At 71.6% G+C, this 23,272-nt stretch carries 27 protein-coding genes and 1 tRNA gene; 14 read left to right on the top strand and 14 right to left on the bottom strand.

The features are described 5' to 3' along the window. Window positions 1-10: 10 nt before the first annotated feature. The 3 genes from FHU34_RS07530 to FHU34_RS07520 all read right to left on the bottom strand — a co-directional run bounded on the left by FHU34_RS07530 (window position 11) and on the right by FHU34_RS07520 (window position 3,341). Entirely contained in the window at window positions 11-1,363 is a 1,353-nt protein-coding gene (locus FHU34_RS07530; protein ID WP_208745126.1) for a dipeptidase, read from the bottom strand. 36 nt (window positions 1,364-1,399) lie between these two features. After that, the gene (locus tag FHU34_RS07525; RefSeq protein ID WP_145779312.1) at window positions 1,400-2,545 is read right to left on the bottom strand and encodes a M48 family metallopeptidase; all 1,146 of its coding nucleotides are present in this window, start codon (window positions 2,543-2,545) and stop codon (window positions 1,400-1,402) included. A 136-nt stretch (window positions 2,546-2,681) separates the two neighbouring features. Beyond that, on the bottom strand, window positions 2,682-3,341 hold the full coding sequence (locus FHU34_RS07520) for a uridine kinase family protein (protein ID WP_244311577.1): 660 nt from the start codon (window positions 3,339-3,341) through the stop codon (window positions 2,682-2,684). Between the two features lie 308 nt (window positions 3,342-3,649). Between FHU34_RS07520 and FHU34_RS07515 the strand changes: the two genes are divergently transcribed. Beyond that, window positions 3,650-4,051 (top strand): rhodanese-like domain-containing protein, encoded by a 402-nt coding sequence (locus FHU34_RS07515; protein WP_145785474.1) that lies wholly within the window; start codon window positions 3,650-3,652, stop codon window positions 4,049-4,051. A 194-nt stretch (window positions 4,052-4,245) separates the two neighbouring features. On the opposite strand, the gene FHU34_RS07510 is transcribed toward FHU34_RS07515, so the two are convergent. From FHU34_RS07510 to FHU34_RS07500, 3 genes are all read right to left on the bottom strand, one after another. Beyond that, window positions 4,246-5,787 carry a cobyric acid synthase gene (locus FHU34_RS07510; RefSeq protein WP_145779311.1) on the bottom strand — a complete coding sequence of 514 codons (1,542 nt, stop codon included), beginning with the start codon at window positions 5,785-5,787 and terminating at the stop codon, window positions 4,246-4,248. Continuing rightward, window positions 5,784-6,839: a cobalamin biosynthesis protein gene (locus FHU34_RS07505; protein ID WP_145779310.1), complete on the bottom strand. Its 1,056-nt coding sequence runs from the start codon at window positions 6,837-6,839 to the stop codon at window positions 5,784-5,786. The genes FHU34_RS07510 and FHU34_RS07505 overlap by 4 nt, the downstream gene beginning before the upstream one ends. Window positions 6,840-7,025: 186 nt before the next feature. Next, window positions 7,026-7,775 (bottom strand): single-stranded DNA-binding protein, encoded by a 750-nt coding sequence (locus tag FHU34_RS07500; protein WP_145779309.1) that lies wholly within the window; start codon window positions 7,773-7,775, stop codon window positions 7,026-7,028. 303 nt (window positions 7,776-8,078) lie between these two features. On the opposite strand from FHU34_RS07500, the gene FHU34_RS07495 reads away from it, so the two are divergent. Beyond that, window positions 8,079-8,519, top strand: a complete 441-nt coding sequence (locus FHU34_RS07495; protein WP_145779308.1) for an HPF/RaiA family ribosome-associated protein — start codon at window positions 8,079-8,081, stop codon at window positions 8,517-8,519. A 165-nt stretch (window positions 8,520-8,684) separates the two neighbouring features. Further along, window positions 8,685-9,782 (top strand): alpha/beta hydrolase, encoded by a 1,098-nt coding sequence (locus FHU34_RS07490; RefSeq protein WP_208744938.1) that lies wholly within the window; start codon window positions 8,685-8,687, stop codon window positions 9,780-9,782. 22 nt (window positions 9,783-9,804) lie between these two features. Here the strand turns inward: FHU34_RS07490 and FHU34_RS07485 are convergent, their stop codons facing one another. Next, the gene (locus FHU34_RS07485; protein ID WP_145779307.1) at window positions 9,805-10,500 is read right to left on the bottom strand and encodes a hypothetical protein; all 696 of its coding nucleotides are present in this window, start codon (window positions 10,498-10,500) and stop codon (window positions 9,805-9,807) included. A gap of 160 nt (window positions 10,501-10,660) precedes the next feature. Here FHU34_RS07485 and FHU34_RS07480 point away from each other — a divergent pair. Both FHU34_RS07480 and FHU34_RS07475 read left to right on the top strand, forming a co-directional pair. Further along, a tRNA-Arg gene (locus FHU34_RS07480) sits at window positions 10,661-10,733 on the top strand. A gap of 89 nt (window positions 10,734-10,822) precedes the next feature. Then, window positions 10,823-11,194, top strand: a complete 372-nt coding sequence (locus tag FHU34_RS07475; RefSeq protein WP_145779306.1) for a hypothetical protein — start codon at window positions 10,823-10,825, stop codon at window positions 11,192-11,194. A gap of 95 nt (window positions 11,195-11,289) precedes the next feature. Here the strand turns inward: FHU34_RS07475 and FHU34_RS07470 are convergent, their stop codons facing one another. Next, on the bottom strand, window positions 11,290-11,700 hold the full coding sequence (locus FHU34_RS07470) for a squamosa promoter-binding protein 15 (protein ID WP_145779305.1): 411 nt from the start codon (window positions 11,698-11,700) through the stop codon (window positions 11,290-11,292). Window positions 11,701-11,838: 138 nt separating this feature from the next. On the opposite strand from FHU34_RS07470, the gene FHU34_RS07465 reads away from it, so the two are divergent. Continuing rightward, window positions 11,839-12,327 (top strand): hypothetical protein, encoded by a 489-nt coding sequence (locus tag FHU34_RS07465; protein ID WP_145779304.1) that lies wholly within the window; start codon window positions 11,839-11,841, stop codon window positions 12,325-12,327. On the opposite strand, the gene FHU34_RS07460 is transcribed toward FHU34_RS07465, so the two are convergent. Both FHU34_RS07460 and FHU34_RS07455 read right to left on the bottom strand, forming a co-directional pair. Then, window positions 12,290-12,619: a hypothetical protein gene (locus FHU34_RS07460; protein ID WP_145779303.1), complete on the bottom strand. Its 330-nt coding sequence runs from the start codon at window positions 12,617-12,619 to the stop codon at window positions 12,290-12,292. The two genes, FHU34_RS07465 and FHU34_RS07460, sit on opposite strands and share 38 nt — an antisense overlap. A 137-nt stretch (window positions 12,620-12,756) precedes the next feature. Then, entirely contained in the window at window positions 12,757-13,059 is a 303-nt protein-coding gene (locus tag FHU34_RS07455) for a helix-turn-helix domain-containing protein (protein ID WP_145779302.1), read from the bottom strand. A 683-nt stretch (window positions 13,060-13,742) separates the two neighbouring features. On the opposite strand from FHU34_RS07455, the gene FHU34_RS07450 reads away from it, so the two are divergent. Both FHU34_RS07450 and FHU34_RS07445 read left to right on the top strand, forming a co-directional pair. Then, the gene (locus FHU34_RS07450; protein WP_145779301.1) at window positions 13,743-14,240 is read left to right on the top strand and encodes a SigE family RNA polymerase sigma factor; all 498 of its coding nucleotides are present in this window, start codon (window positions 13,743-13,745) and stop codon (window positions 14,238-14,240) included. Beyond that, window positions 14,240-15,289: a hypothetical protein gene (locus FHU34_RS07445; protein ID WP_145779300.1), complete on the top strand. Its 1,050-nt coding sequence runs from the start codon at window positions 14,240-14,242 to the stop codon at window positions 15,287-15,289. The genes FHU34_RS07450 and FHU34_RS07445 overlap by 1 nt, the downstream gene beginning before the upstream one ends. Before the next feature lie 8 nt (window positions 15,290-15,297). Here the strand turns inward: FHU34_RS07445 and FHU34_RS07440 are convergent, their stop codons facing one another. After that, window positions 15,298-15,732 (bottom strand): VOC family protein, encoded by a 435-nt coding sequence (locus FHU34_RS07440; RefSeq protein WP_145779299.1) that lies wholly within the window; start codon window positions 15,730-15,732, stop codon window positions 15,298-15,300. A 29-nt stretch (window positions 15,733-15,761) separates the two neighbouring features. Continuing rightward, window positions 15,762-16,775 carry a hypothetical protein gene (locus FHU34_RS07435; protein ID WP_145779298.1) on the bottom strand — a complete coding sequence of 338 codons (1,014 nt, stop codon included), beginning with the start codon at window positions 16,773-16,775 and terminating at the stop codon, window positions 15,762-15,764. Between the two features lie 94 nt (window positions 16,776-16,869). Here FHU34_RS07435 and FHU34_RS07430 point away from each other — a divergent pair, with 94 nt between their 5' ends. The 6 genes from FHU34_RS07430 to FHU34_RS07405 all read left to right on the top strand — a co-directional run bounded on the left by FHU34_RS07430 (window position 16,870) and on the right by FHU34_RS07405 (window position 21,796). Next, on the top strand, window positions 16,870-17,346 hold the full coding sequence (locus tag FHU34_RS07430; protein ID WP_145779297.1) for a hypothetical protein: 477 nt from the start codon (window positions 16,870-16,872) through the stop codon (window positions 17,344-17,346). A gap of 77 nt (window positions 17,347-17,423) precedes the next feature. After that, window positions 17,424-17,819 carry a VOC family protein gene (locus tag FHU34_RS07425; RefSeq protein ID WP_145779296.1) on the top strand — a complete coding sequence of 132 codons (396 nt, stop codon included), beginning with the start codon at window positions 17,424-17,426 and terminating at the stop codon, window positions 17,817-17,819. Window positions 17,820-17,938: 119 nt separating this feature from the next. Then, window positions 17,939-19,117: a sensor histidine kinase gene (locus tag FHU34_RS07420; RefSeq protein ID WP_145779295.1), complete on the top strand. Its 1,179-nt coding sequence runs from the start codon at window positions 17,939-17,941 to the stop codon at window positions 19,115-19,117. Further along, entirely contained in the window at window positions 19,107-20,315 is a 1,209-nt protein-coding gene (locus FHU34_RS07415) for a hypothetical protein (RefSeq protein WP_145779294.1), read from the top strand. The genes FHU34_RS07420 and FHU34_RS07415 overlap by 11 nt, the downstream gene beginning before the upstream one ends. Then, the gene (locus FHU34_RS07410; RefSeq protein ID WP_145779293.1) at window positions 20,288-21,001 is read left to right on the top strand and encodes a response regulator transcription factor; all 714 of its coding nucleotides are present in this window, start codon (window positions 20,288-20,290) and stop codon (window positions 20,999-21,001) included. Before FHU34_RS07415 ends, FHU34_RS07410 begins: the two co-directional genes overlap by 28 nt. Window positions 21,002-21,073: 72 nt before the next feature. Next, complete coding sequence (locus tag FHU34_RS07405) at window positions 21,074-21,796, top strand: hypothetical protein (protein ID WP_145785473.1); 723 nt, start codon at window positions 21,074-21,076, stop codon at window positions 21,794-21,796. Here FHU34_RS07405 and FHU34_RS07400 read toward each other — a convergent pair. Continuing rightward, on the bottom strand, window positions 21,678-22,658 hold the full coding sequence (locus tag FHU34_RS07400) for a GlxA family transcriptional regulator (protein WP_145779292.1): 981 nt from the start codon (window positions 22,656-22,658) through the stop codon (window positions 21,678-21,680). The two genes, FHU34_RS07405 and FHU34_RS07400, sit on opposite strands and share 119 nt — an antisense overlap. A gap of 4 nt (window positions 22,659-22,662) precedes the next feature. Continuing rightward, window positions 22,663-23,271 (bottom strand): isochorismatase family protein, encoded by a 609-nt coding sequence (locus tag FHU34_RS07395; protein ID WP_208744936.1) that lies wholly within the window; start codon window positions 23,269-23,271, stop codon window positions 22,663-22,665. Window position 23,272 lies beyond the last annotated feature (1 nt).

Here is a 23,272-nt window from a genome sequence, read left to right as displayed (position 1 = left end):
GGGTGCGGGCTTAACGGCCCGCGCCTCCCGCAGCGGCGACGTTGCCCAGCAGCAGGGCCTCGGCGAGGCAGACCCGGGCGAACTCCCCCAGGTGCAGGCTCTCGTTCGGACCGTGCGCGCGGGCGTGCGGGTCCTCCACACCGGTCACCAGGATCGCCGCCTTCGGGAACATCTCCTGGAAGGTGGCGATGAACGGGATCGAACCACCGATGCCGATGTCCACCGGGTCGGTGCCGTCCCAGGCGGTCCGGAAGGCCGAACGGGCGGCGTCGAACATCGGCCCGGACGCGTCGATCACGCACGGGTTGCCGTCGTGTTCGAAGCTGACCGTCACCTGGGCGCCCCACGGCGCGTGCTTCTCCAGGTGCGCGCGCACCGCCGCGTACGCCCGCTTGGGGTCGTCACCCGGGGCCAGGCGGATGCTGAGCTTCGCCTTCGCGGCCGGCACCAGGGCGTTCGGCGCCTCGCCGGTGGAGGGCGCGTCGATGCCGAGCACCGCCAGCGCGGGCTTGGTCCAGATCCGGTCGGTGATCCGGCCGGTGCCGATGAACTGCACGCCGTCGGCCAGCCCGGCCTCGGCCCGCACCCGGTCCTCGGGGTAGTCGACGGTGGCGCCCACCTTGGCGACCAGCCCCTCCACGGCCACGTCACCGGCGTCGTCGTGCAGGGTCGCCAGGAGCCGGACCAGCGCGGTGAGCGCGTCCGGTACCGCACCGCCGAACATGCCGCTGTGCACGGCGTGGTCCAGCGTGCGCACCTCGACGAAGCAGTTGACGATGCCGCGCAGGGAGGTGGTCAACGCCGGTACGCCGATGTCCCAGTTGCCGGAGTCGGCGATCACGATGACGTCCGACGCGATCTCGTCGCGGTGATCGATCAGCAGTTGCTCCAGCGAGTCGGAGCCGTACTCCTCCTCACCCTCGATGAAGAGCACCACGCCGACCGGTAGCGCGTCCCCGTACGCCCGCAGTGCCGCGACGTGCGCCATGATGCCGGCCTTGTCGTCGGCCGCGCCCCGGCCGTAGAGCCGGCCGTCGCGCTCCACCGGCTCGAACGGGTCGGACTCCCACAGCGACCGGTCGCCGACCGGCTGCACGTCGTGGTGGGCGTAGAGCAGGACGGTGGGCGCACCGGGCGGGGCGGCCCGACGGCCGATCACCGCGGGCTGGCCGCCGGAACGCACGATCTCGACGTCCAGGCCGCAGCCGCGCAGCAACTCGGCGACCGCCTCGGCGGAACGTTCCACGTGCGAGTGGTCGAAACCCTCGAAGGCGATGCCGGGAATGCGGACGAGGCGTTCCAGGTCGGCGCGTACGCCGGGCATCTCCCGCTCGACGGCGGCCCGCACCTCGGACTCGGACATGATCGGTGAGGTCATGACCGGCATCGTATGCCGGCCTTACCTGGGTGTGCCGCCGGAGCCCGTACCGTCACCGCCGCCCGCCGTCCCGGTGCCCGCCCGCGCGCCGGGGGCGGCTCGGCCAGCGCGGTGTGCGCGGCCGGCGGCCTCGGTGGCGGCATCCACCCACGAGCGAGCCCGCCCGGCGGTGCCGCCCACCCACTCCCCGACGTCGCTGGCACCGTCGCCGAGCCGGCGCAGCAACCCGACCAGCGGGTCGGTGGATCGGCTGAACTCCTCCCGGTACGACTCGGCAGCCGCCTTGATCTCCTCGGTGAGGCTTGTCGAGTCGTCGTCGTCGCGGCGCGGATAGTCCCCGGCCAGCACCTGCCCGTACGCCCCGGAGTCGATCCACTGCCGCAGCTGCGCCGCCCGGGCCACCGGAACCGGGTGGGTGCTCCACGCCGTCATCCGGATCTTGTGCAGGCTGTCGCGCAGGTCGCCGCCGCCGGCGTACTCGGCGGCCTGCTCCAGGAACGCGGTCGTGTCGACCTGGGACAGGTCACCGCCGCCGGCGAGCTTCATCAGCAGCCGCAGCGCGGCGGCCGGGTCCTGCCCGGCGAGCAGACCGGCCCGGTCGGCGGAGAGTTCCGCCTTGCGCCACCACTCCAGCATCGCCGCGATGATCGCCCGCAACGCGATCGCGCCCACCGGCAACCAGCTCAGGTTGGCCGCCCACCGGGTGAGGATCATGAGCATGGTCTTGTAGACAGCGTGCCCGCTGCCCACGTGCCCCAGCTCGTGGCCGAGCAGGCAGCGCAGCTCGTCCTCGTCGAGTTGCTGCACGCACGCGGAGTTGAGCACGATGAACGGCCGTTCCAGGCCGACCGCCTCGGCACCCAACCAGGGCGACTGGGTCACGTACAGCTCGGGCAGTTCGGCCACGTCCAACGCCGCCGCGGCCTCGGTGTAGCGCTGCCACACCGCCGGGTACTGCCGGTGGTCGACCCGGATCCCCGAGGCCAGCACGGACAGTCGGAAGCCCCGCTCGTTCCACATGCCGAAGAACGACCGCAGCACGTCGTCGAAGCCGCGCAACTCCCGCAGCGCGACCAGGGCGCCCCGGTCGGCGGGATGCTCCCAGGCCCGCGAGCTGATGCCGGTGAGAGTGATCCGGCGCCGCGCGGGCGTGTCCGTTGCCGACATGATGAGTCCCCCGATCGCCGTGCTCCTGGTCTTCCCGCGCCGTGCTCTGGGTCTTCCCGCGCCGTGCCCGCCGGGCCGTGCCGATGGCGGCCATCTCGCATCGTGCCGTAGCCGGTGGCGGACGTCCATGCCCCGCTCAGCGAATACGCACGTAGTACCGGTCCGCGTCGTGCGGCAGCGCCGGCGCGCCGTCGACCAGCAGGTCCGCCCGGGAAGCCGTGTCGTCGGCGGCGAAGTGCGCCCGCTCCCCGGCGTGCCATCGACGTAGCTCGGGCAGGATCTCCGGCCCGTCCCGGGCGACCGCGCGAGCCAGCCGCAGCGGCGCGGGCGCGGTGACGAAGACGGCCAGGGTCAGCTCCGGCCCGATCACCGCCCGCGCGGCGCTGACCCCCTCCAGCACCAGCACCGACGCCACCGGAACCGGAACCGGCCGGGGCAGGAAGCGCTGCCGCACCCAGCTGTACCGCTGGTACACCCCCGGCCTCCCCGCCCGCAGCGGGGACAGCACCCAGTCGTCGAGCCGGGGCCAGAAGGTGACCTGGTCGTCCCACCCGTCAAGCAGGTCGTCCGTGTGCACCACCGGCGGCCGGCCGCCGGGCAGCACCGCCAGGGCATCCGCGAGGCGCGCGGCGAACCGGCTCTTGCCCGCGCCGCTCGGCCCGTCGACCGCTACCAGCCGGGTCCGCCCCAACCGCGCCGGGCCCGCGAGCACCCGACGAGCCAATTCGGCGTACGCCTCGACAACTGCGACGGCCGGCCGGCCAGTTTCCGGGTTCAGCGCGGCCTCGCCTGGCACAGCCTCGGGTAGTGCGGCGTCGCGTGGTGCATGAGCGCAGTATGCCGCCACGGCCGTTGGGCAGGGTGATCGACTCCGAATCATTGATGTCGCGGCATCCCTCTCGCTGGGACACCGCGATACCCGTGCACCCGAGTGGATCATGCGGTGTCCGAGGCCCCGCGGGACGGACTGACACGTCCGGCTGACCGCCCCTGGCCAGCCACCGTCACGTCCGGGGGAATTGGTGCGGCGACGGGTGACGGGCGGCCCGTTCGCCGCCGTGGCTGCTACCGAATCGGCATCATCGGGTGGTGCTCCGAGACGTGATGAGCCCCGGTATCGACGCCCTGCTCGAACAGGCCCGAGCCGGGCTGCACCGACTGACTCCGCAGCAGACCGTCGAGGCGGTCCGCGGCGGTGCGCTGCTGGTCGACACCCGCACCGAACTGCAGCGCCGCGAACAGGGCGACCTGCCGGGCGCGGTCGTCATCGACCGGACCGTACTGGAATGGCGACTCGATCCGGCCAGCGCCTGGCGGATCCCGGAAGCCACCGGATACGACCGGGAGATCGTGCTGGTGTGCCGGCAGGGCTACAGCTCCAGCCTGGCCGCCGCCAGCCTGCAGACCCTCGGGCTGCGCCGGGCCACCGACATGATCGGCGGTGTCGACGCCTGGCTCGCCGCCGGCCTCCCGACGACCGACCGCCCCGCCGACATCCGCCCCTGATTCCGCTACCCGCACAGGGGCCCGCGCGTCCCCCGTCGCCCATCTACTTCACCCTCATCCGCCGAGGCGGGTTCATGATCGTGCTCGATCCAGGAACGAGGCCCCTCCCGCCGCCCACGAGACCACTACAACAACGATCGAGCACGATCACGCCTCGCCGCCCCGCCCCACACTCCCCAAGGGACAGCGCGCGGTCAGGACGGTGGCGGGCCTGGTGGGATGAACGGGAGACCTGCGGGTGGGCCGGTCTCGATGAGGTGCCAGAGCGCGTCGGTGTCCAGGTGTTCCTCGACCAGGTCACCGAGCAGGTCGAGTGAGCGTTCCCGGGCAGCGGCGAAGCTGGTGGCCGGTGCGACCTGGAATCCGGTGCGGCCGGCCAGGCGGGCCGCCTCGGTGAGGAACCACCGGCGGAACCCGTCGGACTCGAACGCCCCGTGCCAGTGTGTGCCGTGCACCGTGCCGAGCACGGCACCTTCGCCGACACCGTCGTCACCGGTCAGCAGCGGGGTGAGAGTGGGATCGGTCTGCGAGACGTACCCGTGGTGGATCTCGTAGCCGCGCACCGGGAGGCCGCCGTGCGCGGTACCCACGGACTGGCGGACGGTCTTGCGCGGATCAAAGGTGATCTCGATGGGCAGCAGGCCGAGGCCCGGCACGCTGCCCCGCCGGCTCTCCACCTGGTCGTGGATGGCCCGGCCGAGCATCTGGAAGCCGCCGCAGAGGCCGAGCACCGGCTTGCCGGCCGCCACATGCGCGGTCACCGCGTCGGCGAGGCCGGTCTCACGCAGCCAGGCGAGGTCGGCGACAGTGGACTTGGAGCCGGGCAGGACGACCAGGTCGGCGGCGGCGAGTTCGGCTGGTTCGATGGTGAGGCGTACGCGGACACCCGGCTCGGTGGCCAGCGCCTCCACGTCGGTGGCGTTGCTGATCCGGGGCAGTCGGACGACGGCCACGTCCAGCCAGTCGGTGCCGTGGGGGGCGGCGGGACGGCCGAGCACCCGGCCGTAGGCGAGGGAGTCCTCCGCGTCGAGCCACAGGTCCAGTGCCCAGGGCACCACCCCGTACGTGGGTCGGCCGGTGACGCGCCGCAGCATGTCCAGCCCGGGTTGGAGCAGCCCGAGGTCACCCCGGAACTTGTTGATCACGAATCCGGCGATCAGCGCCTGGTCGGCGGGGTCGAGCAGTGCCACGGTGCCGAACATCGAGGCGAAGACGCCGCCGCGATCGATGTCGCCGACCACGATGGTGGGCAGGTTGGCGTGCCGGGCCAGCCCCATGTTGACGTAGTCACCGGCCCGCAGGTTGATCTCGGCGGGGCTGCCGGCGCCCTCGCAGATCACCACGTCGTACGTGTCCCGTAGCTCGGCCAGCGCCTCGTACGCGGTCTCGGCGAGGCGGGGACGCAGGTGCCGGAACGTACCGGCGGTGATGGTGTCGACCGCCTCGCCGAGGAGCACCACCTGACTGGCCAGGTCGCTGCCCGGCTTGAGCAGCACCGGGTTGAACCGCAGGTCGGGTGCGAGCCCGCAGGCTGCGGCCTGCATGGCCTGGGCGCGGCCGATCTCGCCGCCGCGTCCGTCCGGCCCGACGACCACTGCCGAGTTGTTCGACATGTTCTGCGCCTTGTACGGGGCGACCTTCACGCCTTGCCGGTGCAGCCAGCGGCAGATCCCGGCGGTGAGCACGCTCTTACCGGCGTCGGAGGTCGTGCCGGCGACCAGCAGGCCGCCGCTCACCGCCCGCTCCCGCGATCGGCCACGGCAGCCGGCCCGCGTCGACCCGCGACACCGGAACCGTGCCGGCGCACGGCCCGAAGCCCGTGCCGGCCCAGCGCTGCGGCCAGGCGGCCGACTGTCACCGGGTACGCGGCGGCCAGCCCGACCGCCGCCAGCCCGACCGCGCCGGAGACCCGGGCAGCGCGCTTCAGGTGTCGCGCCTCCGGGCGGGGGCCGTCACCGAGGAACGGCCGTACCTCGGAGCGCCCGAAGTAGACGTTGCGGCCACCAAGGCGGACACCGAGAGCTCCGGCCATCGCCGCCTCGCACTGACCGGCGTTGGGGCTCGGGTGGTCGTTGCGGTCACGCCGCCACACCCGCCAGGCCCGCTGCCGATCCCCGTGCACGACAGGCGCGACGGCGATGGTGAGCAGCCCGGTCAGCCGGGACGGCACCAGATTGAGCGCGTCGTCCAGGCGGGCGGCCGGGGTGCCGAACCGCGCGTAGCGCGCCGACCGGTGCCCGACCATCGCGTCGAGGGTGTTCGCCGCGCGGTAGCCCAGCAGCCCGGGTAGGCCGGCGACCGCACCCCAGACCAGCGGGGCGACGACCGCGTCGGACGTGTTCTCGGCGACCGACTCGACAGTGGCGCGGGCCAGCTCGGACTCGTCCAGCGTCGACGGGTCACGCCCGCAGAGGTGACCGAGACGTCGACGCGCGGCGGGCAGGTCACCGGCGCGCAGCGTCCGGCCCATGACGGTGGCTTCGTGGCGCAGCGTGCGCCCGCCCAACACACTCCACGTGCCGGCGGCCACGAGCACCGCTCGGGTCACTGGCCGATGCCGGGTGGCCGCCACAGCAGCGGCCCCGAGCAGAACCGGAGCACCGACGGCCAGCGCGGTGAACGCCGTACCCGCCGTCGGGTCTGGTCGGTAGAGGCGACGCTCAAGCGCGCCAGCAGCCTGACCGAAGCCGGCCACCGGGTGCCACCGGCGCGGATCACCGAGCAGCCGGTCCAGCGCGTAACCGGCCAACAGCCCCACTGCGTTCGCCACCGGCGCTGTCCGTCGCACCCGCACCACCTCCGGCCGGCCAGCCTAGACGAGCACCCCGTGAGCCAGCCCGGCCCGCGGTGCTTCACCACCCTGAGCGGCTCGTGCAGGGCCCGGCCGGAACAGCCTCGCGGCTGCCGCCACGCGGGGTGACGACGCTGCTCGCGCCGCCACCCCGCCCCCGTCGTGCCGCGCGCCGCCAGCCGGTCAGGCCGGCTGCGGCACCCGACCCCGGCCACGCCGCCCCCGACCGGTTGGCGCCGGCTCCGGCTGGCCCTCGTCGGGGGCCGAGCCCAACTCGTCGTCCGAGTCGTCGTCGGTGTGGTCGTCGTCCTCTCCCGGTGGAGGGGCGAACTCGTCGTCGAGATCCGGCGGGATGCTGGCCTGCCCGATCTGGCTGCCGGTCACGGCGGCATCGGCGTCGAGGAACGGGCTGGTGCGAACCGCGACGTAGTCGGGCAGCTCGAACTCGTCGTCCAGCGCACTGTCGTCGGGCAGCACGGGTGCCTGCTCAGCCGGCACCGGCTCGGTCGGTTCGCCGTGCACCCGGCTCTCGGCCTCCGCGTCCTCCACGGTGCTGGTCGTGACGCTGGGCCGGTTGCGCAGGAACCGGGCCCGCCCACGGGACAGGTCATGGCCGACGGCGACCGCCTCCAACTCGTACAGGGTGCGGTGGTTGCCCGCGTCGTCGGTCCAGTCGCGGGTGTAGAGCCGGCCGCAGACCACCACCGGATCGCCGACCATGACCGAGGCGGCCACCCCTTCGGCGAGTTTGCGCCAGCAGTTGACGCGGACGCGCAGCGAATTGCCGTCGACCCACCGGCCGGTGTCGCGGTCGAGCCGCCGGGCGGTCGAGGCGACCTTGAAGTTGGCGACCAGGGTGTTGCTCTGGGTCGTGCGCCGCCATTCGGGCACGGTCAGCACATTACCGACGATAGTTACATAAGTGTCGAACATCGTCCCTCCAGGGGATCGGGGCCTGCCAGCGCGAGTCGACTCGACACCGAGCCTGTGCGCTCGTGACGACCACCGCCAGCGCGCATCCGCGACCTGTGGACGACGAACCCACCTGTGGACAAAGCCCTGATCATGGCCGGATGTGGTACGGCCGACCCGCCCGAATGACCGTCGGCGGTTTCCGGGGCTGCCCGAACTGGGTATGGATTTGATCAACGCACCACCGACAGCTCCACGTCGACGAGAGGTCAGCGCCATGATGATCACTACCATCGGCTCCGCGAACGCTTCCGAGGCGCGGCGATGAGCGCCGTGGCCAACCCCGCCACCGTGGCCGAGTGCCTGCGGGTCGGTGCCGGGTTCTCGCAGGGCGACCGCAACTGGATCGCCGAGCAGTTCGCCACCCTCGACGCCCGGCTGGCCAGCTTCCACGCTGACGCCACCGAGCTGGAGGTGTCGGTCAAGGACCGGGAGGCCCGTGGCCAGAAGGTCACCCTGGAGTGCTGGATCGCCGGCCGGCAGAAGATCGTCACCACCTCCGCCGAGGAGGACCTGCACGCCGCGCTCAACGACGTCCGCGACGACCTGCGCCGCCGGCTCAACGACGCAAAGACCCGGCAGGAGCCCCGGCACAACAAGCACCTGCGCGACATCCCGCAGCCGCAGAGCGAGCTCAACCCGGCCGACGACGAGGAGCAGATTCCCGCCGCCGACCCGAGCCGCGCCGACGCGGAAACGGCCTGACCCCACCCCTTCGAGTCGATCATGGACTTGTAGTGGACGCTAAACCCGCAATAATCCCTTTTGCGGGCCACCACAACTCCATGATCGACCGAGGAGGGGGCGAGGGGCGCGAGGACGCGGGCCGCGGGCTACCGCTGGGTAGGTTGGCGGCGTAGCGTCGCGTTCGTGGAACCGGACGTGTTGGGGCCGCCGTACGAGCGGCAGACGATCGACCTGGGCACCGACGACGAGGGCCCGGTGGTCGCGACAGTGGTCCGGCGGCACGCCGAGCGCCCCACCGGGCGGGCCGTGCTCTACGTGCACGGGTTCGTCGACTACTTCTTCCAGACCCACCTGGCTGACTTCTTCGCCGAGCGCGGTTGGGATTTCTACGCGCTCGACCTGCGCAAATACGGCCGCAGTCTGCTCCCCGGCCAGACCCCGAACTTCTGCCGCGACATCAGCGACTACTTCCCCGAACTGGACGCCGCCGCCGAGATCATCCGCAAGGACGACGGCCACGACACCCTGTTGGCGATGGGCCACTCCACCGGCGGCCTGATCCTCTCGCTCTGGGCGGACGCCCGCCGCGACTCCGGCACCGTCGACGGCCTGGTGCTCAACAGCCCCTTCTTCGACCTGAACGCACCCTGGGCGGTCCGTCGACCCCTCGCGGCCGCCGTCTCCCGGCTGGGCCGCAGGGCGCCGCACCGCATCCTGCCGTTCGGGCTCGGCACCGTGTACGGCGAGAGCATCCACTCCGACCACCGCGGCGAGTGGACCTATGACCTGGCGTGGAAGCCCCTGGCGGGGTTCCCGGTCCGGGCCGGCTGGTTGAACGCGATCCGCACCGGGCAACGTCGGCTCCGCGCCGGTCTGGACATCCAGGTGCCGGTGCTGCTGGCCTGCTCGACCCGCTCCTTCCGGGGCACCCGGTGGCACGACAACGCGACACTGGCCGACGCCGTGCTGGACGTCGAACACATGGTCCGGTACGCGCCCCGTCTCGGCCGCCACGTCACCCTCGCCCGCTTCGACGGCGGGCTGCACGACCTCACCCTCTCCGGCCCCGCCGTACGGAAGAAGGTCTTCGACGAGGTGGGCCGCTGGGCCGAGGCGTTCCTCGCCGCCGGCCCCACCGCCCCGGCCGGTCCTGCGCCGACCGGCCCGGGACTGACCGCCCAAAGCCCGACCGACGTCGAGTCGACCGTCGGTACAGCCGCACCGCCCGAGAGCCGACGGTCCAGCGCCGACGCGGCCGATGCGGCGACGTCCGGCGGCTGACCCTGCCTGGAGGCGACGCGGCTCAGACGTCACCGGGTGTCACCGGGAGGACCGCGCGGATCCGGTCGAAGGTCGCCACCGGGTGACCGTCGACGCCGGGTAGCACCAGCCCGAGGCAGTACAGCGAGACCTCCCCCGTCGCGTCGGGCTGGACGATGAAGACCGGCGCGCCGACGTACCCAGGTGGCAGTTCGGTCGTGATCCGCACGGCGTCGGCGTCGCGGACCACGCGCTCGATCGCGACCTCGAGCGGCCGGGAGCCGTCTTCGCGTACCCCAAGGGCCAGCACGAAAGCGGAACCGGCGTCGGCGCCGAGGCGGGCGACCACCTCGGGCCCGGCGGCGATCCCCGCCGGCACCGGCTGGACGCGCCAGCGCCAGCCGCCATCGCCGGCGTAGCGGTGGAGGCCGCCGGTCGGCAGCACCGCGACCCCGTCGCCCGGGAAACGGGCCCAACCGGGCACGATCTCGGCCTCGGACACGACCGCCGGGGCGACCCCCGCCGGCTCGGTGACGCTCGCCCGCAACCCCAGCTCACCACCCGACGCGCCCACCAGGTCGGCCGCCGTCAGCAGGGACTCCCCCACCGGGTCGTCGCCGTCCTGGAAGAAGAAGGCGGTACCGAAGGCGTCGCCCGACCGGTACGGCAGGATGGCGCGACCGACGACCTGGCACAGCTCGTAGGCGACGTCGCTCTCGGAGTCGGAATCCAGCAACACCAGGCAACGGTACGGTCCAAGGTCACGTTGGTTCCGGGTAACCCGGATGCCCGCCGCACGGCCGACGTGAGACCCTGCTCGGCAACGTGGACGCGGGCACCCTTTACGCCGCCGGGCAGCCGGACGGCGGTACCCTCTGGGCGCGACACCCACGCCACACGCGCCCGTAGCTCAGCGGATAGAGCAGGGGACTTCTAATCCCAAGGCCGCAGGTTCGAATCCTGCCGGGCGCACCTTCTTCACCGCAGGTCAGCGGCTTCCCACGCCCGGTCGAGACGATCACCACGGCCTCGTACAGCCATTCCTCAGCCGAGGAGAGCCCATGTCTGCACAGGAGCCACCCGAGGCAGCGACCCAAGACGCGGTGGCGATGCTGCTGCACCTCGCGTTCATGGAGATTCGTCTCCAGACATCGCCCTTGACCGACGAGCAGTCGCCAGAGGCACTGGCCAGGCGAGTTGTTCGGATCAATGAACTCGCCGACCTTTGCCACAGTCTGCCCGGTTACCTCGCTCCCGAACGGCGGGATCGGGCTGCGGAGGGGTTGCGGTACGTGTGGCGGGTCTCGGCAGGGCGTAGACGCAACTGGCTCCGGAGTCGCTTGGACCACCTCGGCTACGACTACGGCTGGCTGGATGCCCTCGACGTGGAGGAACCCGCCATAGGCCACGACGGGCCGTCCGTGGGTCAGTAACCGTGGTGCGCGGCGATCACGAGACGAGATCGGAGCGTCCGCGAGGCGCAGACGTCTTGGCGTCACGGCGGTCGGCGCGGTCTTCCGAACTACGACTACGACCCGGCGGTGGGCCAGAACTCGTCGTCCTCCTCGTCTGGCGACGACGGGGTGTACTGCCGCGGGGCGCCGTTGCGAATCATCCAGAGGCGGAAGAAGCCATCCTCCTGGTCCATCAGGAAGAGCTGCACCGCATTGGGGTTGCGCCAGGCTACAGAACCGAAATGTTCCACAACAGCGGCGAGGTCGGCGTGGTTGAGCGCCCCAGCGAACACCTCACATTCGGGGTTCTTACGTCCGCCCCACTGGTTGTCCGCAGCGGTGATCAGGCGCAGGTGGCCGCAGCCGCCCGGCCTCATACCTGGCTCGCGACGGGGGCACTCGTTGTCGAGCCATCCGCTGAACGCCTCCGCGTTGAGGCCGTCCTCCGGACCTACCGACAGCATCACGTTGGCAACCCAACTCACCCCATCCCCCACTCCACTTGTACGGCCAAAACCCTCCGACAACGCTGGCCTTCCCGGCGCACCCACATCGCCGCAGGTCAGCAGCTTTCGGCTCCCGACCCTCCGCAGAGATCTGCTTTCACACCGTAGGCTGATCCGGTGGATGCCGTGTCGCCCGGTGAGCTTCTAGAGCTGGACATCGTGGACGAGGCAGGCAGCACGGCGAAGTCGACCGTTGCCATCTACGACGCTGCACCAGCACGTGTCGTCCTCACCAGCGGCGATTTCGTTCTGGAGGAAGAGGGTTTCGATCTACTGGTCTGTCTCGTTGGCATCAGGCGACGGTTGGAAGTCCACGGGTTCAATCTCTGCTGCCAAGGAGCGCGACCGAATGTGTGGCCTTCAGGCCTGCTGAGGCAGTTCAGCAACGGCCGCTTCGGGTACGTCCTGGCGTCGGGGCCGACCGATGGCGCGCTGGAGGAGGTCGATCTGTTCGCTCCGGCCGACGCCGAGGAAATCGGCACGGTCGAGCAGCAGTGCGAAACGGCTTTCCGGTTCTGGGGACTGCCCCGGCAACGCATCGCCGGGCCGCACGTTGATGCGAATCCGGCTACGGGCTCTGGTCCTCATCACCGAAACCCAGCATGAACGGCGATCCCGGATGATCCGGCTGCCAGCCCAAGTCAAGCGCTTGTCGTATGGCGCTGGCTACCGCCGAGGGCAGCACCAGCGATGCCGAAGCATTCATCCAGTTGCCGGGATGAGGGGACGCCAGCCGGACGATGAGGGTGGCACAGCCAGGCGGGTCCGCCCGTTCAACGGCGAAACTCAGCGGCGACCACGTCAAGCCCTGGCTGTACGTCGGCTTCGGGCGAACGAACCAGCGGTAGCCGATCCCGTCGACAACGATCGGCCTACTGCCCCGCTTCTTGAGCGCCACCCGTTCTCCCGCCGTACTGGGGCCGGCGTCCCGCCGCGCCATACAGCCATTCGTAGAGACAAGACCGCCGGTCAGGGCCGACAGGTTACCGTGACCGGTTCTGGTCTTGCGCTCAGCGTTACCAGCATCGGGTGTGTTCAGCCCTGCTGGTAGCGCTCGTTGCGTCGAAGGGCCTCTTCGAGTTGGTCCTCGAGAATGATGATCCGGCAGGCCGAGGCGATGTCGGTGCCTTGGTCACACATCTCCCGAGCCCGCGCGGCAAGGCGCAGTTGGTAGCGGGAGTAGCGGCGGTGTCCGCCGCTGGAGCGCTGCGGGTCGATCAGTTTCGCCTCGCCGAGCCGACGGAGGAAGTCCTGCGAGCAGCCGAGGATCTCGGCGGCGCGGCCCATGGTGTAGGCGGGGTAGTCCTCGTCGTCGAGCATGTCGTCGGATTGGGTCATGGAACCTCCATCACGAGGGCCCCGGTGCTCAAAAGCACCGGGGCCCAAGGGTTGTGGGTCAGGAACACCATCTGCCGACAGAGCGTCGGCTTGTCTTGTCCGCACCAGCCGTCAACGACGGCATCGGGTGCGAGGATCGCATAAGCGTGACCGGAGACCACCTCTCGTTCGATGGAAACTGCGGTGTCCGCGCCCAGCCCACGATTGATTGCGGCTGACAGCGGGCGATCCAACGGTGTAATGCCCTCCCTTGCCTCTGATTTCCTCTGCCGTTCCTTGTGCTGTCCGTCGGTGTCCGAGCCCCACGCGACTTCATGGCTCTGACACGTACGACGAACCCTGCTCACCTCGGGTGAAGCCCTGAACGAACGTCGACCTCACCCGCAACTTCTCGTGCACAAACCAACTGCGATCGAACCGAGTGGGCCACGAGTTTCCTGGCCCGACCCCTTCGCCCTCGTGCGGGGCGGTCACGTCAGCGTCTTTACTTGCTCCGTCTTCGACCTCAGAAACGCTAGCTCAGGCCGGAAAGAATATCTAGCTTTTCGAGCAGAGATTTTCTCCGCCGACGTGGGCAGACCCGTCGGCCGTGCAGCCCGCCGACGGGCAGGGCAGACGCTGCGCAGCCGACAGAAACACCGGCGGGTGTCTACGGGCCGGTCGACCTACGGCGTTAATAGGGCGTGACGTTCGAGGAGTACGCGTTCGCTCGCACTTCGGCGCTGGTGCGGCTCGCCCGACTGCTGACCGATGACGAGCATCGAGCCGAGGACCTGGTTCAGGAGGTCCTCGCAAAGGCGTACGCCCGCTGGGGGCGGATCTCCCGGACGGACCGGCCGGACGCGTACGTCCGTCGGATGCTCGTCAACGCCCACCACTCGTGGTGGCGGCGGCGCAGCAGCCGGGAGGTCTCGGTCGCGGCGGTGACCGACTGGGCGGGCGCCGCGGACGAGGCGGCGGTGGTGGCCGAGCGCGACGCGTTGTGGCGGCTGGTCCGTGAGCTGCCGAGGAGTCAGCGCACCGTGATCGTGCTGCGCTACTACGAGGACCTCGACGACACGTCGATCGCCGAGATCCTCGCCTGTTCGGCCGGCACCGTTCGCACGCACGCGAAGCGTGCCCTGGCGACGCTGCGAAAGCGGCAGGAAGCACCGACCCCCGCACGGACAGGAGAGTTCTGATGTTCAGCGATCTCGATCAGCAGCTCACCGCGACTCTCCAGCAGCGCGCGGGTGGCGACGTCGACCCGACGCCGATCGTGGAGCACGCACGTCATCGCGGTCGCCGGCTCAGGCTGCGTCGTCGTGGGCTGATCGCCGGGGGCGTGGCGGCGGCGTGTGTCGCCGTCACCTCGGTCGTCCTGGCGTTCCCTACCGGTCGGGGCAGCGACGACCCGATCATGCCGGCGGCGGCGCTCATGCTGCCGGAGGCGTCGGGGCAGAGCGGTGCCATCGCACGCCCCGAGGAGGTCGGCGCCGATCCCGCAACTGTGCACTTCTCGACCGAGGCTCTGGTCGACGGTGCCGAGTGGGCAACGTGGAGCGCCGGGCGCGGCACCGAGAGCGTCGAGTTCCGGGGCCCGAAGGGGCAGGCGCGTTTCGCGTTGGCGCGCAGCACGACGGCGTTGGACGGGTTGCAACAGACACTGTCCTCGGCCGGGCGACCGCAGCCACGTGCCGAGGCGCGGGTCGGCGACCGCCCGGGGGTCGCCTGGTTCGACCCGTCGGGTGACCGCAAACTGTGGTTCGTGCGGTGGCAACCCGTCGGCGGGCTGTGGGCCCAGTTGGACACGTACGCGACCACCCAGGACGAGGCGACCGGCACCGCTGCCCGGGTCAGGTTCGACACTGCCCGCCGCTGCGTCGTGCCGTTCCGCCTGGAGTCGGTGCCGCCCGGTGGACGGTTGCTCGGATGCTCGGTCACGCTCGGCCGCGAGCGGGACAGTCGTTTCGTGGAAGCCTCGCTCGTGGTCGGCGACGACACCGGTCGCTGGTTGACAGTGCGGGCGCAGCCCGCGCCGGACGGCAACGACGCCAGATCCGGTGACCTCGTCGCGGGCCCCTACCGGGCTCGCCGGCAGGGCAGCGACGTGCTGGAGATGACCGTCAGACCCTGCGTCGTGGAGGCGTTCCGCACGGGCTGGGGCAGCGGCTACACCGAGGCGGAGGGCCTGACGATCCTCGGCGGTTACCGGCCAGCGGGAGACCTCGACCGCCCGGACACCTGGTGACACCGCAATCAGGCTGAGGCTGCCGCTACGCAGAACTCGTTGCCCTCCGGGTCGGCCATCACCACATGCTGGTGGTCGACCTCGACCAGGACGGTCCCGCCGGCCCGCACCAGACGATCGGCCTCGGCCCGGATCCGAGCCCACCGCTCGTCGGGGCTGCCGTGGCCCGGCACCCGGATGTCGATGTGCAGCCGGTTCTTCGCGGTCTTGGGCTCCGGGACGTTGAGGATGGAGAGGTACGGGCCGACCCCGTCCGGGTCGCACAGCCACGCGCCGTCCTCGGGTACGTCGTCCTCCGGTAGGTCGTACTGCGCCAGCCACTCCTCGCGCGTGGCGAAGGGCGGTGGTGGTGGCTCGTCGATGTAGCCCAGAGCGGTCTTCCAGAACGCGGCGAGCACCTGGGCGTCGGTGGAGTCGAGGGTCAAAGAGATTCGAGCTGCCATGGACGGACGGTAGCGCGACCCCCCGACGGTCAGACCGGCCCCAGCAGTTTGGCTAACGCGTCGTCACCTTGACCGAGCTGCGCCCCACCGGTCGGGAGCGCGACCAGGAAACGCCGGCAGCCGTCGAGTTCCACGTACCGGTCGGGTCCGGCCGTGGTCCCATCGAGCGGGCGCAGCACCGCGAACCGGGTCGCCGGAGTGGCGCAGTCGGCCACCGCTCGACGGTTGGACAGGCCCCGGAGCACGCCCGCCTGACGCTCGGCAGGTAGCGGCCCGCCGTACACGAAATCTCCCGCCGGTTTGTCGCCGCCCTGTTCGGACGCGGGCACCTCGTAAACGCAGAGGCGCAGCGGCCCGGCGGCCGGCGACACGGCCGAGGCCGGCGGCTTGGGACCTCCGCTGCGGGTCTCGACCCACACCATGTCCGACCACCGCTGCGCGCATCCGGCGGCCTCGGCCGCCGGGGATTCGATCTGCCCGACGGTACGGGTGGCCACCGTCTTCCACTGCAGCCCGGCCAGCGCGGCGGTCACCTCGGTACGCGGCTTGCGGCAGGAGTCCGTCGGCAGGTACGGCCGCAGCCAGCGGCCCTGCCCGTCGACGAGGGCCAACCAGGGTGGGATGACCAAGTCGAGGGTGCAGGCGTTCTCCCCGTCGGCCTGTTGGTCGGGCAGCCGCAGCGCGGCGAGTAGCGCTGTGGTCTCCTCGGCGCGCCGCTCGGTGGCGGTCTGTTCCTGCCCCCCGTTGGCACCCGGCCGGATCTCCCGCCCGCAGAGCACCACGGCGACCGGAGTGAACGAAGGGTCGATGCGTCCGATCTTCGGCTCGGGCACGGCCGGCGCCGGCGTCGCCGTGTTCGGCACGGTGATCACCTCGCCGGCCTGCGGTGCCGCCTTGGCGCAGGAGGTCCACTCATCGACGATCTCGGCCGGGCCGGGCTCCTGGTCCCCGCCCGGTGCCGTTGTCGTGCCACCGCAGCCACCCAGCGCCACGCCGAGCAGCGCGACCGCCAGTGCCGTCCGGGACGAGCGCATCCGGCTCACCACCTCTCCACCCGAGGATGGGACGGACGACGGGCACGCTCGGTTCCGCCGACCACCAACGGAACCGACAGCAACCCTCGGGCGTCACAGCGGAATGGACCGACTGCGCGCCGCGACCCTCAGCGTGACGGTGGTCCTCGCCGCGGCGGGGTGCACCAAGGAAGACGACGTGCCGAACCCACCACCGCCAAGCCCAGCCGTGTCACAGAGCCCGGACGCCCCGGCCGTGCGCCTCGTGGAGACCGACCAGGCGGACCTGCACCTCTGGGTGAGCAACCAGTCGTTCAAGGACGACCCGGTCGCCCTCGCGGTCAGCATCGACGGGTCCGAGATCGTCGATCGACTCTTCGCGGTCGAGCATCAGCACAACTGGGTCCTGTTCCCGGTGCGGGTCGCTCCGGGTCACCATGTGGTGCGCATCGTGGCGGGCACCGGGGTCGAGAAGCAGGAGCGCTTCACGATGCCCGAGACCGGACGTCGGTACGCGGCCATCGACTACGGCAACGCCATGGACGAGCGTCAGCGGCACGTCAACTGGTTCATCCAGTCCACCCCGATCGGGTTCGCCTGACGAGCGGCGGGGTGACGCGGGCGACCGGTGGGCAGGCTGCCGGTCGGGCCCGCGACGCCCGCCGTCATGATGGCCGAATGGCACATCTGGGACTTGTCGCGCTGCTGGTCAGGGAGTACGACGAGGCGATCGACTTCTACGTCGGCGGCCTCGGTTTCGAGTTGGTGGAGGACACCCCCCGACCGGACGGTTCGCGGTGGGTGGTGGTCCGGCCGGCAGGTGCCCGGGAGACGGCGTTGCTGCTGGCCCGGGCGAGCACCGTCGAGCAGCAGGCTCGGGTCGGCGACCAGACCGGCGGCCGGGTCGGGCTGTTCCTGTACACCGAGAACTTCGCCCGGGACCACGCCCGGATGGTGGCCGCCGGGGTGCGTTTCGTGGAGGAGCCGCGCCACGAGGCGTACGGATCCGTAGCGGTATTCATCGATCTCTACGGCAACCGTTGGGACCTGCTTCAACCCCGCAGCACAGAGTGACACATTAGCGACACTATGCACTCAAGTGGTCGGCGCTCGCAGTAAAGCATGCTATTGTCCGATGTCGATCTCCGCCCGCGCGGACCCGGACCGGGTCGTTGCCGGAAGGACACTTCCCGATGCCGGGCACTGCCACTTCTTCCGTGCCGCCGACCACGCTGGACAACCCGGCCGGCGGGGCGCTCGGCCTCATCTTCACCACGTTGCCGGCGATCCTGCGGCTAACCTGCGGGCTGGTCGGCGCGGCTGTGGCCCTGTCGGTGCAAACCCCGCCGGTCGAGCCGGCCCTGTTGCTGCCCGGTGTGGCAGCGCTGACCGGCTGGTCGATCTGGTACGCCCACCGCGCGCTACGCCACGGCATCGGCCCGAACCTGGTCGCCGGTGACGTCGCCGTCACCGCGCTGACCTGCCTCTTCATCCCCGTCCTGGTGGCGCCCGGCGTCCTGCCCGGCGAGGGCAGTTGGATCGCCGTGCTGGCCAGCACCACGGTGATCAACACACAGGCCACCGCCCCGGCGCGCTGGTCCATCCCGGCCGGGCTGCTCGTCGTCGCCACGTACGTGACGGGAGCGCAGGCGGCCGGCAATCCGACCGAAGCCCGGGCGCACGCCGCCACCCTGCTGATGCAGACCCTCTGCACCGCCATGATGGCGGGGGTGATGCGCCGACGGATCGGCCGTGCGGACCGCGCTTTCGTCGAGCACCAACTGTTGACCCGGGAGTCGTTGGTCGCGCGGGCCGCCCGCGATGCCGAACGCCAGCAGAACCGCGACCTGCACGACACAGTGCTCGGCACGTTGACCATGGTGGGGCTGGGCGCGGTGCCCGGGCCTTCGGCCGCCTTCCGTGAACGGTGCGCCGCCGACCTGCGTACCCTCGTCGCACTCACCGACGTCAGCCCGGTGGCCGGCGACGGCCCGGTGCCGCTGGACGGGCGGTTACGGACGGTGGTCAACCGTCTGCCCGAGCTTCCGGTGCACCTGGCCCTGGAGTCGTACGCGGTTCCGGCGGGGGTTGCCGACGCGATCAGCGAGAGCGCCTACGCCGCGCTGTCCAACGTGGTCCGTCACGCGCCGGGAGCGCAGGTCACGCTGGGGATGAGCCGGGACGCGGTGGGCGTCGTGGTGGAGGTCGCCGACGACGGTCCCGGCTTCGACCCGGCCACCGTCCCACCTCACCGGTACGGGTTACGCGAGTCGATCCGCGGCCGGATGGCGGCGATCGGCGGGCGGGCCGACGTGCACTCGGCGCCCGGTGCGGGCACACGGATCCGACTGGAGTGGCCCGGTGTCGGCTGACCTCGGCACGCCGACGCAGACCACCGGCGAACCGGAGGCACCGGACCGGACCAGCGTGCCGGCACCCCGGGAGCCGGTCGCCGCCGGCGGGCTCGCCGCGCCGGCGGCCGTCGCGCACGCGTCCGACCGGGGTGCCCGGATCGCCGCCGTCGCCATCGCGCTGGTGTGGCACGTCGCGATCGGGCTGCCGGCGGTGTTGGCCGCCCGCTCGGAGTTCGCCGCGCCGGCCGTGGTGGTCGGCGCGTGGGTGCTGGTCGCGGTCGTCGGCGCGGTGGCCGGGCTGCGCCTGTTGCGCGGCTCGCCGCTGCCGCCCTGGCCGTTGGCCTGCTTCCTCCTCGTCGTCGACGCGGCTGTCTTCGCCGCCGCCGGCGAGGGGCAGTTGTTCACCGCCGCCAACTGGGTGTGGGGCACGCTCGGCTGGTTCTTCGTGCTGGCGGTGTGGGGGCGGCGCGTCGTCGGCCTGATCGCGTTGCTGAGCACACATGCGGTGATCGCGCTGGTCGCCGTACTCGGGCACGGGGCCGACCCGACCGACGTGGCCCGCTACGTGATGTACGTCTACGGCACGTTCTCCCTGCCGGTGGCGGTGTTCGTGGGCAGCACCGCGATCGTCGCCCTGGCTCGGGAACGGGCCGCCGTCTCGGCTGCCGACCATGCGCTGGCGGCGGAGCGCGACGCCGCGGAACGTGGCCGCCGGGACCGCCGGGACCGGCTCGCGCTGGTCAGCTCGGCAGCCGGGCGGGTGCTCGGGGAGTTGGCCGACGGTAAGGCCGATCCGAACGACCCGGAGGTGCAACGCCGCAGCGTGCTGGCCGCCGCCCGGCTACGCCGTCTGATCGCCGAGTCCGACGACGTGCCCGACCCGCTGCTGCATGAGTTGCGGGCTGCCGCCGACCTGGCCGAACGTAACGGCCTACCGATCGACCTGGTCACCATCGGGAACCCGCCACCGCTGCCGGTGGAGATCCGACGTCGGCTGGCCGACCCGCTCACCGCCACCCTCGCCGACGCCCACGGCTGGGCCCGGCTGACAGTGGTCTCCGGCCCGAACGAGGTGGTGGTCAGCCTGGTCACCCCGGACCGGGAGGGGCCGGAGGCGACCGGGCCACCGCTCGCGGAACACGACGGCGGGCAGGTGGAGCACCTCTACGAACGGGACGGGGACATCAGATGGGCGCAGACCCGGTGGCGGCGATGACCGACGGACGGCCGATCGGGGTGGCGATCGTCGACGACCACCCGGTCGTGGTCGAGGGTGTCCGGGCCTGGCTCGCCACCGAGCCGCGGCTGACCGTGCTGGCCACCGGCGACGACCCGGACGAGGTGCTGCGGGCCGCTCCGGACGCCGACGTCGTCCTGCTCGACCTGCGACTGCACGGGCGGATGGCGCTGGACAAGTTGGCCGAGCTGAGCGCCGCCGGGCGGCGGGTGGTGGTCTACTCCGAGCACACCGACCCGCAGACCATGCTCGCCGCGCTGGACGCCGGGGCGGCGGCGTTCCTGGCCAAGCACGAGGGACGGGAGCACTGCGTGGCGACCGTGCTGGCCGCGGCGAGCGACCGGCCGTACGTGCCACCGGCGTTGGCCGGGGCAATGGTCGGCGACCCACGGCCGGATCGGCCGATGCTGTCCGACAAGGAACGTGAGGCGCTGCTGCTCTGGTTCCAGTCGATGTCCAAGGCGTCGGTGGCCCGCCGGATGCAGATCAGCGAGCACACGGTGAAGCAGTACGTCGACCGTGCGCGGATCAAGTACACCCGGGCGGGGCGGCCAGCCGCCACAAAGGCGGCACTACTCGCCCGCGCGATCGAGGACGGCCTCGTCCGCCCGGAGGAGATCGGCATCTACCGGTCACAGGCGACGCACGACCGGCCGACCCCCTAACAGGCGTCATGACAGCGGGCCTCCGATCCGACAGGCTTCTCATCACAGCCAGCCGAACGGGAGGTCGTGACGATGCACGCCGACGCGTCCCCCTTTTTCATCGGTCCCCACCGGTTCGACGCGCCCGACGACGATGTGGGGCCGATCCTGGATCGCCGTTACAGCCTGCGCCCGGTCCCCGGCGAGCGGGTCCTCGGCCACCACCGCCTGCTGGTGGCGGGGTACCTGCTCGGGCCGAGCGAGGTGCGGCGCCGGTGGCAGCTACCCGAGCCGGTCGCGGTGACCATCACCGACCAGCGAATCTGCTGGGTGGGCAGCGGGTCGCACCTGTCGCTGGTCGTGGCCGAGACGGCCCGGGCACGGCCACCCGCCCGACTCAACGGCCTGATGAGCGGCCAGATCCGCTGGCAGTGGCCGTCCCGGTTGGAGCTGCCGGCGGCCGAGCAGGACACACCCTCGCAGTTGCTGATCGTCTGCGACGCGTTGCGCACCATCCAACAGCCGGCGTTGGCTCTCGGTGGGCCGCCGGCCGAGGTCGCGGCGCTGGCTCAGCAGATCCGCCGGGCGGTGGCCATGTTCCGGCTCACCCACCCCCAGCTGGTCGACCTCTCGGCGCAGGAGCGCGACGTGCTGCTGCTGCGGGCCGGCCCCGCCCTCCTCGCCGGGGAAACCCGGGTCACGCTGCCCGGCTCGCTGCCGGTGGAGTTCCACTCCCGGGACGACTACTACCGTTCGGGGCCGGAGCCGACCTCGTGGGGCGGGCTCGCAGGCGGCGCAGCATCCGGGCATCGCTGAAGCCGACGGTCCGCGCAGCGGCCTCCACCGTCGCGCCGTGCCCGATCAGGTGCTCGGCACGTTCCACCCGCAGCAGTTGCTGGTAGCCGAGCGGAGTGAGCCCGGTGGCCGCCCGGAACAGCCGGGTCAGCGTCCGCTCCGCGAGACCTCCGGCGGCGGCCAGGTCAGCCAGTGGCAGTGTCTCGTCATACCGGCTGTCGATCAGATCCTGCACCCGGTGCACCGAATCGGACAGGTGGGAGCGGTGCCGCATCATCGCGCTGGCCTGCTGCTCGTGCCCGTGACGGCGGGCGTACACGACGAGCGTGCGGGCGATCTTCGCGGCGGCCCCGGGCCCGTGCCGGGTGGCGACCAGGTGCAGCGCCACGTCGATGCCACTGGCGATGCCAGCCGAGGTGACCACCCGGTCGTCGACCACGTACAGCACGTCGCGGACCACCCGGGCCGCCGGGTGACGGCGGGCCAGGTCGTCCTGCACCTCGTGGTGGGTGGTGCACCGTCGGCCGTCGAGCAGCCCGGCGCGTCCGAGGGCGTACGCCCCGGCGCAGACGCTGGCGACAGTGCCGCCGGCCGCGTGGTGGTCGGCCAGCCGCCGCAGGTCAGCGGGCGACACCGGTCCCTCCGGCCCGTGCGCCGACGGCCGCCAACCCGGCACGATCACCAGGTCGTCCGGGGTCAGCTCGGGCCACCGGGTCTCGGCGACCAGGGGTACGCCCTGCACGGTGGGCACCTGCTCCCGCTCGGCGACGTAGTGCAGGCGGTAGTCGAACCCGAGGTCGGCGGCGCTGGAGAAGACCTGGGCCGGCCCGGCGAGGTCCAGCAGATGCACCTGCGGGACCAGCAGGAAGACGACCCGGGTCATCGCGTCAGCCCCGGGTACCGGCGAGGGTCGCGCCGGTCACCTCGTCCACGGTACGGATGGTCGCGAAGCGGCCAGCCAGCGCGTACTCGGTGCGGGTGACGATCTCCTCGTTGGTCAGGGTGCGCGGGTCGGCGAGGATCTCCGCGACCGTGGCGGTTTCCGGGAGGTCCCGGTGTGGGATGGGGAAGGTCAACGTGGCGTCGGTGACGAATGTCATCCGGTAGCCGAGGTCCGCGCCGACCCGGGTGGTGGTCTCCACGCACTGCTCGGTGCGGATGCCGCAGACGGTGAGGTCGTGGATGCCGGCCTGGGTGAGCACCTGCTGAAGGTTCGTCGTGGTGAACGCGTTGTGCGCCGTCTTGACCAGCGTCGGCTCACCGTCGACCGGGACGAGCCCGTCGATCAGCCGCACGTGCCCGAGGTCGGGGTCGAACAGCCCACCCGTGCCGGGCTCGGAATGCAGGACCCAGACCACCAGGTCGCCGCGCTCCCGGGCCGCGGCGACCAGCCGTTCGACCTGGCGGACCAGGTCGGGGTTCGAGCCGTACGCCCAGATCGGGCGCTGACGGAAGGACTCCTGGACGTCGATCACGACGAGTGCTGCTCTGCTCATG

Origin of the sequence: Micromonospora taraxaci (assembly GCF_007830095.1) — a bacterium.
Taxonomy (GTDB): Bacteria; Actinomycetota; Actinomycetes; order Mycobacteriales; family Micromonosporaceae; genus Micromonospora; species Micromonospora taraxaci.
Note: the sequence above shows the minus strand (reverse complement) of the source record. Positions and strands in the feature narration are given on the sequence as shown.